General features: G+C 53.9%; 12 protein-coding genes. 7 read left to right on the top strand and 5 right to left on the bottom strand.

Going from position 1 to position 13,540, the window contains the following annotated elements; all coding sequences use genetic code 11:
- The 3 genes from O6944_03610 to O6944_03600 form a co-directional block, all read right to left on the bottom strand.
- On the bottom strand, positions 1–231 hold a 231-nt coding region (locus tag O6944_03610; GenBank protein ID MCZ6718228.1), incomplete at its 3' end, for a class I tRNA ligase family protein.
- Between the two features lie 214 nt (positions 232–445).
- Positions 446–757, bottom strand: a complete 312-nt coding sequence (locus tag O6944_03605) for a ComEA family DNA-binding protein (GenBank protein MCZ6718227.1) — start codon at positions 755–757, stop codon at positions 446–448.
- A gap of 244 nt (positions 758–1,001) precedes the next feature.
- Positions 1,002–2,405 (bottom strand): OprO/OprP family phosphate-selective porin, encoded by a 1,404-nt coding sequence (locus tag O6944_03600; GenBank protein ID MCZ6718226.1) that lies wholly within the window; start codon positions 2,403–2,405, stop codon positions 1,002–1,004.
- 297 nt (positions 2,406–2,702) lie between these two features.
- On the opposite strand from O6944_03600, the gene phoB reads away from it, so the two are divergent.
- The 7 genes from phoB to phoU all read left to right on the top strand — a co-directional run bounded on the left by phoB (position 2,703) and on the right by phoU (position 11,662).
- Positions 2,703–3,398: a phosphate regulon transcriptional regulator PhoB gene (gene phoB / locus O6944_03595; protein ID MCZ6718225.1), complete on the top strand. Its 696-nt coding sequence runs from the start codon at positions 2,703–2,705 to the stop codon at positions 3,396–3,398.
- A gap of 12 nt (positions 3,399–3,410) precedes the next feature.
- Positions 3,411–4,727 carry a phosphate regulon sensor histidine kinase PhoR gene (phoR, locus tag O6944_03590; GenBank protein ID MCZ6718224.1) on the top strand — a complete coding sequence of 439 codons (1,317 nt, stop codon included), beginning with the start codon at positions 3,411–3,413 and terminating at the stop codon, positions 4,725–4,727.
- 160 nt (positions 4,728–4,887) lie between these two features.
- The gene (locus O6944_03585) at positions 4,888–5,898 is read left to right on the top strand and encodes a phosphate ABC transporter substrate-binding protein PstS family protein (protein MCZ6718223.1); all 1,011 of its coding nucleotides are present in this window, start codon (positions 4,888–4,890) and stop codon (positions 5,896–5,898) included.
- Positions 5,899–6,072: 174 nt separating this feature from the next.
- Entirely contained in the window at positions 6,073–8,355 is a 2,283-nt protein-coding gene (locus O6944_03580; protein MCZ6718222.1) for an ABC transporter permease subunit, read from the top strand.
- 12 nt (positions 8,356–8,367) lie between these two features.
- Positions 8,368–10,017: a phosphate ABC transporter permease PstA gene (gene pstA / locus O6944_03575; GenBank protein ID MCZ6718221.1), complete on the top strand. Its 1,650-nt coding sequence runs from the start codon at positions 8,368–8,370 to the stop codon at positions 10,015–10,017.
- A 19-nt stretch (positions 10,018–10,036) separates the two neighbouring features.
- Entirely contained in the window at positions 10,037–10,897 is an 861-nt protein-coding gene (pstB, locus tag O6944_03570) for a phosphate ABC transporter ATP-binding protein PstB (GenBank protein ID MCZ6718220.1), read from the top strand.
- Positions 10,898–10,939: 42 nt separating this feature from the next.
- Complete coding sequence (phoU, locus tag O6944_03565) at positions 10,940–11,662, top strand: phosphate signaling complex protein PhoU (GenBank protein ID MCZ6718219.1); 723 nt, start codon at positions 10,940–10,942, stop codon at positions 11,660–11,662.
- Positions 11,663–11,712: 50 nt separating this feature from the next.
- On the opposite strand, the gene O6944_03560 is transcribed toward phoU, so the two are convergent.
- Both O6944_03560 and O6944_03555 read right to left on the bottom strand, forming a co-directional pair.
- A complete protein-coding gene (locus tag O6944_03560) occupies positions 11,713–12,564 on the bottom strand; it encodes a class I SAM-dependent methyltransferase (GenBank protein ID MCZ6718218.1) in 852 nt (283 codons plus the stop codon).
- A 178-nt stretch (positions 12,565–12,742) separates the two neighbouring features.
- The gene (locus O6944_03555; GenBank protein ID MCZ6718217.1) at positions 12,743–13,207 is read right to left on the bottom strand and encodes a hypothetical protein; all 465 of its coding nucleotides are present in this window, start codon (positions 13,205–13,207) and stop codon (positions 12,743–12,745) included.
- Between the last annotated feature and the right edge of the window lie 333 nt (positions 13,208–13,540).

Raw genomic sequence — 13,540 nt, 5'->3', positions numbered from 1 at the left:
CATGGGTTGCAGGACATTCTTCCCCTGCATGCGCTGATAGCGGGCAATCACATCACCAATGGTGTAATTGCGCACATGGCCCATATGCAATGTGCCGCTGGGGTAGGGAAACATAGAAAGACAGTAAAACTTTTCCCGCCTGGGATCTTCGCAGACTTCAAATACGCTCGATGCAGCCCACTCCGCTTGAACGGCGGTCTCTAGCTCAGCCGGATTGTAGCGATCGTCCATTAGATACCTGGGATTGTGGGCCATTAGCACAAAGAAAACAGGATACCGTAGCGGGAATCCGCCGAACAGGGGAGAGCCCATACCCCGGGGAGATTTGCAGAGTAGACTGTAGGTTTAGGCGTGGCGTACCCAATCGCCTCACCGGACGGGCAGCAAAAGACGTGCGCCACCTCGCTGCACGGAGCTTTGATGTGAAAAACAACCGCGGTTCGTATCAGTCGCCGCTGGGGTTGTCCCCGACGGTGAGGATATCCCGATTGGCGTCGACCGTCTTCTCACCGATGCCTTCAACGAGCGTTAATTCATCGACAAACTGGAACGGACCGTGTTGCTCCCGGTACTCGATGATGGCCTCGGCCTTGACCGGGCCGACCCATTTGATGCCGGCAGCCAGCGTCTCAGCATCGGCGGTGTTGATATTCACCAACTCCGCACCCGAGACGAGCGCGGGGATAGCCACCATCAGAAGGAGAGCGAGGATCAGATGGCGTGCCTGTAACACCGGTATTCTCCCTGTATAGCGCATTATTGCTTCTTCTTCGGGAGGGCCCCTTGATGCCAAAGGCCCCACCCACTGCAGGCTACCATCTGCTTGGAACAGAGAACAAGAGATTTTGAACACCCTGAGCGGGTACGTCTGCAAGGAAAAAATTTGACGCCCTCAGTCCCCATTCATCCCCGCAGATGCAGGGGTGTGGGAGGGATTATGTCACTAGCCTAACCTGAGCTGCTCTGAACGGGGCGGCCTCGTTAAGCCCCCTAGGCGGGATTTACCAGATGACCTGGGCACGCATTTGGGCGATACCGGGCTTGGCACCGTCATTGGGGCCAGCGTCCACATCCAGGACCTTGATCAGATTCGCCGTGAGGCGCATATTCGGATTCAGATACCAATTGAGTCCCAAGGTGATGTTTTCTTCGGTGCCGCCATCGATGTCCTTGTCGGTGAGATCCAAGGTGCTGAAGCGAAACGCGACTTCCCAGGCGCCCCAACCTTGGCCGACGTGACGCCTCGGCTTGATGTTCCCAAACACGGCTTGCGTAAACTGATAGTTTTTGGACTCACCGGTCAAAAACCAGCTTCCCTGCACAAACCATCCCCCAAAATCCACATTGGGACTGGTTGGTAACTGCCGATTAACCCAACTGTTGATGTACTCGCCCTGGACGTAGAAGGGGCCATACACGCCGGCGGCTTCAATAGCAATATTCGTAAATGCGTCGGCGTCGAAGGTACCGGTATCGATCAGCCGTGCATCGGTGACATGGGACTCGGGGCGTTGGCGGTAACGCAGGGTGTCATTGTCACCTGTGTCTCGGTACTCGAGCGAAGCACCCAGGTGGACAACGCGAGTCTTCTCGTGGATGGGTGCGAAGGTCCCGCGGGCAACAACGGCATAGCTTCCCGGATCATCGCCCTCGACGTCATTCCCAAACAACCCGGCCTCCGCGGTCCATTTCTTACCATAGGTACGTGCACCGATGCCGAGGAACCGGCCCGCCTCAAGCGCGTTTGCCAGCGAGCGCTCCATGAAGGTGATGAACCGAGTACTCGTCATCTCTTCCAAGCTGAAGGGCTGCTTGAAATTGCCCACCCGAAGCCAGGTTCGATCAAAACCCGTGTATTGAACGTACGCATCCCTGATCCCAGCGGCACCGCTGTCCGTGAAATCGTACTGGAACTTGAAATCCCAAACCCGCCACATAGTGCCCGCCACATAGAGCCGCGCCCGGCGGACCTCCGCGCCGCTTGTCAGGTCGCTATTATCATTGTTGTAATATGCGCCATCGAGCTGCAGGCGCCCGCCAAGGCGCCACTTCCACTTGCCGTCCTTGGACTTCACCTCAAACTTGCCTTTGGCGGTGATTTCGGGGTAATCCTTGGTGACCTCTTCCACCTGTTCCTTTACTTGTTCTTGTACTTCCTTCTCAACGACCTGTTCTTGTACTTGATCCTTAATCACCTCCCGCTGCTCAGCAGTTGCCTTTTCTTCATCTGCGAGCGCCGAGTTTTTCAATGCCTCGTATGGCTCTTGGGTGATCGTGCCGTTGTCTTTCAGTTCCTTTAGGAGATCCAGCAGCGCCTCGTTCGTGGCCAACACAGGTGTTGCGCCCATTACGAGCCAAGCTGGTATCAGCGAGATCAATACGAAGGTCTTAACTGATCGCTTCACGGATGTCCTTCCTAATCTCACCTAAAACCCCTGGCGCACGCCCCGTGCGCCTTTCATCCGCCCGCCTCATTTACATAGGGCGCCTAAATTTGCATGCTCAGGATATCGATGGCATGTTGCAAGTCAATTAAGTTGGCGTGACAGCACCGTGAATAGGACATGACGGCTTTGTGACAATGTCGTTTGTGTGCGCTTAGACGAGAGCGAAGGGGATCACCTCTGCATCGGTAATTTCACATTTTTGTAATATGATTCACGTTTAATGTAGACAGCTATTAAGCTTAAGGTATTTGTCTCTTGGCAACTGCGGGTGCGATATTGATCGTTGAAGACGAAGCCGACATCAGGCAGATGGTAGGCTTTGCGCTGACCCGTGCCGGCTATCCTTACAAAGAGGCCGCCGATGCGGATGAGGCGGAGGTGTGCATCCGAGAAGACCCGCCTGATCTGATCCTGCTGGATTGGATGCTGCCCGGGACGAGCGGCGTTGATTTGGCCAGACGCTTAAAACGGGATCCGGCATCGCGCGGCATCCCAATCATCATGCTCACCGCTCGCGCCGCGGAAAGCGACAAGGTGCGCGGTTTTGACGTGGGTATCGACGACTACATCACCAAACCCTTCTCACCTAAGGAACTCCTGGCACGTATCAAAGCCGTCCTGCGCCGCACGGCGCCAGAGCGGGCCCAGGAAGTCGTGGAGCTTGGCAGTCTGCGGGTTGACCCTGAAACGCATCGCGTAATCGCCCGCGGTGTGCCTGTTGAGTTAAGCGCTATGGAGTTTCGCCTGCTCCACTTTTTTATTACCCATCCGGAACGCGTCTATAGCCGTAACCAGTTGCTTGATCAGGTTTGGGGCGGTAATGTGTACGTGGAAGAACGAACCGTCGATGTCCACATACGCCGATTACGCAAAGCGCTCGCCCCGCACCACCTGGACAAGCTGATCCAGACCGTGCGAAGCGTGGGCTATCGCTTCTCAACCCAACACTAGCCACATAGCCCCATGCGCGAAGAGATCTGGCAGCTCGCAGGCATCCTTCTAATTGCCCTCATCATTGGGGTGCTGACCGGTCATGTCCTTTTATTCCTCTTGTTGGGCGGCGGCATCTACCTTGTGCGACAACAGCGCAATCTTTATCAGCTGCTGCGTTGGCTTCAGAACAGGGAGAAGAACCGACCACCCGAGTCCCGTGGGCTCCTGGCCGAGGTGTGTCGCGAAATCGACTACCGCTTCGAGCACCATCAAAGCCGCAAGCGAAAGTTATCGAGTTATCTCAAGCGTTTCCAGGAGGCTGCATCGGCACTCCCCGATGCCACGATCGTTTTGGGCGAGGCCGGCGAGATTGAATGGGCCAATGATCCAGCGCGCAGGTACCTCGGGATACGTTGGCCCCAAGACGCCCGTCAACGCATTGCGAATCTGATCCGACATCCCGATCTGATTAGCTTGCTTGAAGCCAATAGCGATGTAACAAAGCCTCTCGAGATTGCATCCCCCGTTGATCCCGACGTACGCCTTTGCGTGTTCACTGTTCCGTACGGCAACACTCAACGTTTATTCATTGCACGCGATGTGACACAACTCTTTCGCCTCAACCGAGTGCGCAGTGACTTTATCGCAAACGCATCACACGAGCTGCGCACACCCCTGACAGTGATCAGCGGATATCTCGAAACCTTGGAGGAAGATCAGGATCAATGGCCTGAGGCATGGCGATCGCCATTTGCGCGAATGCGCGAGCAGACAGAGCGGATGCGAAATCTGATTAATGACTTGTTGTTGTTGTCCGCGCTTGAGGACGAGGAAGTTGTTCCTGCACCCGAAGGCGTTCGCGTTGCCGACATGCTCGGCGCGATCTACCAAGAAGCAAATGCCTTGAGCGGAGAACGTGAACATATTTTCTATCTCGAGGCCGACCCCGAATTGTGGATCATGGGGAACTACAATGAACTCTACAGCGCCTTCTCCAACCTCGTCGTCAACGCCGTGCAGTACACCCCGGGAAAGGGTGTCATACGCATACGTTGGTATTCCGATAGCGAAGGTGCACATATGGAGGTCAGTGATACCGGCATTGGTATACCGGAACCCCATCGCGCGCGTATCACAGAGCGCTTTTACCGCGTTGATAATGGGCGCGCGCGCGCGAGCGGTGGCACCGGCCTCGGGCTTGCCATCGTCAAACACGTGCTGGCCCGCCATAACGGGAAGCTCCATATCGACAGCATCCCGGGTAAGGGGAGTACCTTCCGGTGTGATTTCCCGCCGGCTGCAATTGCACAAAGAGCAGCCCAGCACGACCTTCCAAGCTCAGCCTAGTCCAACCCACCGCCTGCGAAGGCCACTCTCGCGTAATTGTCACAATTCCTTCACGGCGGTGTCACAGAAGCGCCCCATACTCGCTGCAGGTTCTGAAACACGACCGGCGTGCACTCCAGGTGGCAACTGCTAATCCAACACATTTGAGGAGTCTTGCGACATGATGATGGGAAGACAATCCAATTTGTCCGCAGTCCTTATCGTAACCGCGTTGCTCCCGGGCGCAACACTGGCCGACTCTGTCACTTCGATGGTTGACCCGATGCTCGCGACCTATACCAAGGCGAGTGGTGTCTCCGGCAATGTTTCGAGCGTTGGCTCGGACACCCTTGCCAATCTGATGACGCTCTGGGGCGAAGAGTTCAAACGCCTCTACCCGAACGTCAACATTCAGATCCAGGCTGCTGGCTCATCAACGGCGCCACCTGCACTGACCGAGGGGACATCGAACCTTGGACCCATGAGCCGGAAGATGAAAAACAAGGAAGTCGCGGCGTTCGAAAAGAAATATGGTTATAAACCCACGGCTGTTCCCGTTGCAATTGATGCTTTGGCCGTCTACGTCAACAAGGACAATCCCATCAAGGGCATGACGATTGCAGAGATCGATGCGGTCTTTTCGGCAACCCGCAAGTGTGGATACCCCGAGGACATCACCCGGTGGGGACGACTGGGCCTCACCGGCGCCTGGGTCAAGCGGCCGATCCAGCTCTATGGCCGCAACTCGGTCTCCGGTACCTACGGGTATTTCAAAAAGAAGGCCCTTTGCAAAGGCGACTACAAAGACACTGTCAATGAGCAGCCCGGTTCGGCGTCCGTGGTGCAGGGCGTAACCAAATCCATCAACGGCATTGGCTACTCAGGGATCGGCTACAAGACGTCCGGTGTCAAGGCGGTTGCGCTTTCGAAAAAGGCGGGCGAGTCTGTCGTGGAGGCAACACACGAAAACGCCATTAACGGTAGATACCCGCTTGCCCGTTTCCTCTATGTCTATGTGAACAAGCCTCCCAACAAACCGCTGCCCCCCTTGGAAAGGGAGTTCATCAAGATGATCCTGTCAAAACAGGGGCAAACCGTGGTGGTCAAGAATGGCTACGTCCCCTTGCCAGCCCAAGTGGCAAGTAAAGAACTTGAAAAGATAACCGACAAGCAGGTCGCAAGCTCCAAGTAAACCCCGCATTAGTCCCCGCAACATCATTAATTCCCCATCCCCTACCGGGAACGCCTTGCTCTGCAAGGCGTTTTTTTGCTGGCCTTGACGTGCGGCTGCACTTAGCCACAGTCCGCACCGCCATTCCCTTGAATTGTCACCAAATTGTCATATTTCACCCCTAAACTAGCTCGGATGAGCGACGCGTACACCGTTGCCGAGAAGATACTACCGCGTTACCACGATCCAGCTGCGGTTCGACACCGCCTCTGGCGCCACATCAAGGACGTGGTCACCGAGAAGTGCATCGCCGTTGGCGGCATCAGCGTCATCATCGTGATTGTCCTGATTTTCTTCTATTTACTCTATATCGTCGTGCCGTTATTCAAGCCTGCCACGATGGAGCGGGTCGCCGAGTATCCTCCGCCAGGCGGTGAGACTTCAGAGACATTGTATGTAGCGCTCGAGGAACACAACGAGATCGGGCTGGCCATCACCAGTGACGCGCGTGCAGTATTCTTTCGCACAAAGGATGGCACGGCCTTAAACAAGATACCCCTTCCGATCGGGCCAGACGCTTTCATCTCGGCCACTAGTGTTGGCGATCCCGAGCACGCCACCATTGCCCTCGGCCTTTCGAACGGCCGCCTTCTTCTACTGCGCCACGTCTATGATGTGAGTTACCCCAATGACAAACGCGTTATCACCCCGCGCATTGATTTTCCACTCGGCGATAACCCCATCGCGATCGATGAGACAGGGCGTTCACTTACCAATCTTGCTGCCCAGAGCGATGATGAAGAAACGACGATTGTCGCACTCACAGGTGACAGACGTCTCGTCATCGTGAACCTCGCCCAAGAAGGATCACTACTGGAAGAAGAAGTCAGTGTAGAACGCGCGATAAGCGAATTGCCAGTGGCTGCAGCCACTGTGACGCACATCGCGCTCAATGTGGACCAACGGGAACTCTACCTTGCAAGCCGTGACGGCTTTATCAGCTACTACGATCTCACGAATAAATCAGCGCCAAGGCTAATTCAGCGCATACGAGCCGTACCCGATGAGACAGACATTACGGTGCTCCGCTTCCTAAGCGGCGGAATCTCGCTGTTGGTGGGCGACTCACGTGGCACAGTGACCCAATGGCTCCCAGTGCGGGATGAGGACAACAACTACACCCTGCAGCGTGTCCGCGCATTTGCAGCACTGCCCGGTTCCATCACGAGCATTGCGCCAGAGTATTACCGAAAGGGATTTGCCGCAGTTGACAACACGGGGCATTTGGGCATTTACCATACAACTGCGCATCGCACCATGCGGATTGAACAGGCGACACACGATCCGCTTGCCCAAGTGGTCATATCTCCCCGTGCTAATAGCCTCTTGCTGGTCGATAAAGCGAACCAATACGAATTTTGGCACATCGATAATGAACATCCAGAAATTTCCTGGGACTCACTGTGGGGCGAGGTTTGGTACGAGAGCCGCAGTGAGCCTAAATACATTTGGCAGTCGTCCTCGGCAAGCAATGATTTCGAGCCGAAATTCAGCCTCACGCCATTGATCTTCGGGACGCTCAAGGCCGCATTCTACGCCATGCTCTTCGCTATCCCCCTCGCTATTCTAGGCGCGATTTACACCGCATATTTCATGGCCCCGCGCATGCGTGCCGCGGTTAAACCGACCATTGAGATCATGGAGGCGCTGCCAACGGTCGTTCTAGGGTTCCTTGCGGGCTTGTGGCTCGCACCGTTTGTGGAGAAACACTTGCCTGGCATATTTTGTTTGCTGATCTTGCTACCAATCGTTCCGGTCGCTTTCGCGTACCTATGGTCCCGCTTACCAGCAAACCTGCGCCATCGCGTGCCGGATGGATGGGAAGCGGCCCTATTGATCCCCGTTATTTGCCTCACCGGGTTAATCGCAATTGCCCTAAGCCAACCGGTGGAGATCCTTTTCTTCGACGGCAATATGCCCCAATGGTTAAACAACAAGCTCGGAATCAGTTATGACCAGCGCAATTCCCTCGTCGTTGGTTTCGCAATGGGCTTTGCGGTCATACCGACAATTTTTTCGATCAGCGAAGACGCTATCTTCAGCGTGCCAAAACACCTGACTGTGGGCTCTCTGGCGCTCGGGGCTACGCCTTGGCAAACAATGGTTCGGGTGGTCTTGCTGACAGCCAGTCCTGGGATCTTTTCAGCAATCATGATCGGCCTCGGCCGTGCTGTGGGAGAAACCATGATCGTGTTGATGGCAACCGGTAATACCCCCATCATTGATTTCAACATCTTCCAGGGTTTTCGGGCATTGTCTGCAAATATCGCGGTCGAGATGCCCGAAGCAGAGGTAAACAGTACCCATTACCGTATTCTATTCCTCGCGGCGCTTGTCTTATTCATCTTCACATTCATGTTTAACACCATCGCAGAGCTCGTGCGACAGCGGCTGCGGACGAAATACAGTTCACTTTAAGGGTGTTTCGTAATGCGGGAATGGTTTAGAAGTGGTAGTCCCTGGGTCTGGCTAAACGCCGGTGCGGTGAGCGTGTGTTTGGTCATGGTCGTCGGCTTGATACTGCTCATTGCATTCCGCGGCCTTGGTCATTTCTGGCCTTCAGACATCACCCAACTTTACTATCTCGAAGAGGACGGCAACGCACACCGACTCATCGGTGAAATCGTCGATCACGAACAGGTCCCCCGTGAACGCGTCGAAGACCTCGGTGCGTCCCTGCCCGAGGACGTCATTGTCGTCGATCGCTACCTTCTGAAGATAGGCAACCGGGAATTTTTTGGAATTGACTTCCGCTGGATTACCGGTCCCTCGATAATCAATCAGGCGCATCCAGGACACATCATGGCCATTGAGCGGCATGAGTGGGGCAATCTCTATGGTTACCTCGTTGGGCTCAAGGAAAATGGTGAAGTCATCCATAGCGACAAGCCGAATTGGGACCTACTCCAAGGTAGACTTTCGCGAAAGCACACACTCTCTAAAGAAATCCGGCACGTCGAAAAGGATCTGGTGGGGGCGATCAATTACCGGATGGAAAAGTTGCGGCTCAAAGAAAGAGGTCTGGAGCTTGAGGGGATCGTCGATCGGGCGGCCTATCGGCACATCGACACCGAGCGCGCACATCTTCAAGATCAATACGACCAACTAACCCAGCGACTTGCAGAACTCTATGAAGCCATTGATCGAGACAGCGTGGTCGTCGAGATCGCCGATGAGCGAGAGGTTGAGGTACCAGTTGCACAAATTGTCCGCGCCTACCAGCCCAATCGCATGGGCCTTTTCGATAAGCTCCGTTTCTATTTCACAAAACTATGGGAATTCGTGGCCGAGGAACCACGGGAAGCGAATACAGAAGGTGGTATCTTGCCGGCAATTTTTGGCACCGTGCTGATGGTGATGATTATGTCGGTATTTGTCACGCCGTTCGGGGTCGTGGCGGCAGTCTACCTTCGAGAATATGCCAAACAAGGGCTGTTGACCCGGCTCATCCGAATTGCCGTCAACAATCTCGCGGGCGTGCCGTCAATTGTGTATGGAGTTTTTGGTCTAGGGTTCTTTGTCTATATATTAGGCGGAAATATCGACCAATTATTCTTCCGCGAGGCACTGCCTGCCCCCACATTCGGCACGCCGGGACTCATCTGGGCATCACTCACGCTCGCTATCCTCACGGTGCCGGTGGTCATCGTAGCAACTGAAGAAGGTTTGTCCCGCATACCGCGGGCTATTCGTGAAGGCAGCCTCGCATTAGGTGCCACCAAAGCGGAGACGTTATGGCGAACCGTGCTACCCATGACCGCGCCCGCGATGATCACCGGGCTTATCCTTGCGGTTGCGCGCGCCGCTGGCGAAGTCGCCCCATTGATGATGGTCGGCGTAGTCAAGCTCGCGCCTTCACTTGCAACGGATAGCAATTTTCCCTACCTCCATCTGGATCGAAAGTTCATGCACCTAGGCTTTCACATCTACGATGTGGGTTTTCAAAGCCCCAATGTCGAAGCCGCGAGACCTCTGGTTTATGCCACGGCCCTGTTGCTGATCCTGCTCATCATTGTCTTGAACCTGACCGCTATTTACATACGCAACCGCCTACGGGAGAAGTATAATGCTGCCGAGTAGTCGAAACCGGACGTGAGTTATGCCGAAAGAACCATTGGCTAGCAGTGCCGAAAGGCCACTGCGTACGCATGCCGTTGACATCTCCCTGCTATCTAGAAGCGACAGTGGATTGCGTCCTCAAGAACGAAACGAATGCCTTTCGGTAAAAAACCTTAACCTCTATTACGGGGAAAAGCAGGCCTTGAACGATATTTGCCTCTCCATTCCCGAAAAACATGTTACGGCATTCATTGGACCGAGCGGGTGTGGAAAGACAACTTTGCTTCGATGCTTTAATCGCATGAACGACTTGATTGATATCGCCCGTGTTGAGGGCGAAATCCATTTATATGGCCAAAATATCTACGCTAAAGGCATCAATGTTGCGGAACTTCGTCGCCGCGTCGGGATGGTTTTTCAAAAACCGAATCCCTTCCCGAAGACCGTATATGAAAATGTTGCGTATGGGCTTCGGATACAAGGGATCAAGAATCGCCGCCGATTAGATAAGGTCGTTGAACAGGCTTTGAAGGCAGCGGCGCTTTGGGATGAAGTCAAGGATCGGTTAAACGACAGTGCGATGGGGCTGTCTGGAGGACAACAACAGCGGTTAGTGATTGCACGTGCTATTGCGATAGAGCCAGAGGTCTTGCTGCTCGACGAGCCGGCTTCCGCACTCGATCCGGCCTCGACGCTGAAGATCGAAGAGCTCATCTATGAGCTGAAGACCGATTACACCATCGTCATCGTGACGCACAACATGCAGCAAGCTGCTCGCGTGTCGGACTATACAGCGTTTCTTTACGTCGGTGAGATTATTGAGTTTGGCTACACTAATACAGTCTTTACTAATCCAAAGACAAAGCAGACCGAGGACTACATTACCGGTCGCTACGGCTAAGGATCAGAAACCGTCTAACGCGACTGGCTGCGGGGAACATTCATGACAGCAACCACATTTTCGCAACACATCTCCAGGCAATTCGACCAAGAGCTTGAGGATATTCGGGCTCGCGTACTGTCCATGGGCGGATTAATAGAAACGCAGATTGATAACGCACTCGAAGCCCTATGCCGTGGTAACAGCGAGCTTGCGGAAAAAGTGATAGAAGCTGATATCAAGGTCAATGCCCTCGAAGTGTCAATCGATGAGGATTGCACGCAGATCTTGGCCCGCCGCCAGCCAGCGGCAAGTGATCTACGATTGGTTCTGGCCGTCGGAAAAACCATCACGGATCTCGAACGGATCGGTGATGAGGCGGAGAAGATCGGGCATATGGCACTGCACCTTGCTGAAAGCCAATGTCCAAAGTCCTATTACGTTGGGGTTGCGTCGATGGGAAATCATGTGCGGGCGATGTTGCATGACGCTTTGGATGCCTTTGCCCGGATGGACTCCGAAGCGGCACTTAACGTCGCCAGCGAAGATCCGAAAGTAGACCAAGAATATGCTGCGATCCTCAGACAACTCATAACCTACATGATGGAGGACCCCCGAAGTATCGCACGTGCCCTGGACGTAATATGGTCCGTACGTGCACTCGAGCGCATCGGGGATCACGCCAGTAATATATGCGAAAACGTGATCTACCTAACCGAAGGAAAAAACGTGCGCCACGTCAGCCTTGAAGAAATGCGCAAGAAGGTTCACCCGGAATCGCATTAGGTACGAGTCGCACCCATCCGCCTTCGACATTCGGGCGTCACTTGGACAGTTCATTTTTCTGCAACGATATAGGCAATCCACCCGGCATCCGGTTCGCCTCGCGTGGTTGGATAGAAATGACCATCTCCCTCACCGGTCTCCTCATCGGTGCCCTCCCAATAGACGGTTGCCCTCGTGAAACCCGCTTCGATCAGTAATTCGGTCAATTCGGGAAGCGTCCATAGGCGCCAATCGTAGGTAAAAGCCCGCTTCAGAACCGAGCCATCTTCAAATTTGAAATCGATGTGGCACAGGATGTCACCGCTTATGGGATTGTAGTCTGCCTGATGCCAAATATAGGTAAAGCCATCCTGCTTTGTTCGCTCCCGTAACACAGTAAAAGCCTCATAACCACCAAACGCATCCAGATACAGGATCCCATCCTTCACCAAGCTGCTGCCGACTCGCCGAAAGTATCGCCGCATGGCACTCCGCTCCTTGAAGACCCAGTAACTGAAGTTCATGGCAAGCACCGCGTCCACAAGCGCGGTCCTGACTGTCATGACATCGTCTCTGATGAGTTTTATGCGGTTCGCCGCCCGAGGGGGCAGCTTGGCAATATGGTGGGCCATGCCCCAATCTAAAACCCCTTGATTCAGATCGACACCGATTGCCGTATTCCCGCTACGTCGTCGCACCCACTCCCACGCGGCATTCGCGGTTCCACAAAAATCCTCCCGCAACGAATGGGCCTTGCGACCGCGAAGTCTTTGAAATGTCCCTTCGACGAAGTCGATATCCGCTTCAACACACTGAACAGCTTGTTCATATAGCGCATGGGCATCAGCCCGTTCAGCCATACTTTTCTTTGCCCGAGTTTTATGGCGTTTCTTTTTTGCCGTTGCCATCTTCTTCTTCACCATGCTTTTAGCGTCCTCTACACATCAGCGTCTTGCTTGTGTTGATCAGACAAGATCCGGGTTAAGTCGAAATAAAACGACAAGCTAAGAAACAGATGATTGCGACGTTCAAAAAAAGCGTGCCCCAGCAAGAGCAGCGCACTGCCCCATGATCCCAACAACAATAAAGGGCCCCATGCCCTTAACCAGTTACATTGAGCCCCCTTTCATTTAAGAAGCCTTTCACCAACTCATCTCCGTGGGAAGCAGCCTTTGGAAGCCATTTAATCTTCACGTCCCTTTTCTCATTTTCAGATAGATGCCAGTTTATCCTAGAACCGTAAAGTCGATCGCTCAGCACAAATAAAGATAACGCCACACTCACAGAGAGATTAAAACTTTGTGTGAATCCAACCATAGAAATGGCGACAAAAATATCGGCAAGCGAATGGGCCCCCTCCCTCAGGCCGTCTTCCTCCGTACCAAAACATAACGCAACCTTCTGATCTAACGACAGTTCTTTTATGGGGGTGGCATCCTTCCGGGGGATCATGGCCCCAATACGATAGTCCCTCGCTTTTAACCCCTCAAGACATGTTTGCGTGGCCGCCCCATCACCCGACGAATAGCACTTGATTGAGATCCATTTTGATGCACCGACGGTAATATCAGGGTTGATTCGGAAAACGTTGCGCTCTTCGATTACATGAAGATCTTATACACAAAAGCACTCACATGAACGTACTACGGCGCTCGCATTGTGGATCTGAACTATGTCCCCAAGCACCACCGTCAGATAGCGCGTGCGCCTTTCCAAGATCTGATCAATGCGCTTGCGTTTACGTCAGTGACGAACCCAGAAATGTAATTGATCAGCTCATCTTTCTGTTCAGGTGTCAACTTCTTCATTAGTTAGGATCGATCATACAAACTGGAAGCGGCGGCGCGGTTGGTGCCTGCAAAATAGCAAAGTGCAAACTCAGTTTGCCCGATGTGCCGA

It is taken from the genome of Gammaproteobacteria bacterium (assembly GCA_027296625.1).
GTDB lineage: Bacteria > Pseudomonadota > Gammaproteobacteria > JAKEHO01 > JAKEHO01 > JAKEHO01.
This window is presented reverse-complemented; position numbering and strand designations above follow the sequence as displayed.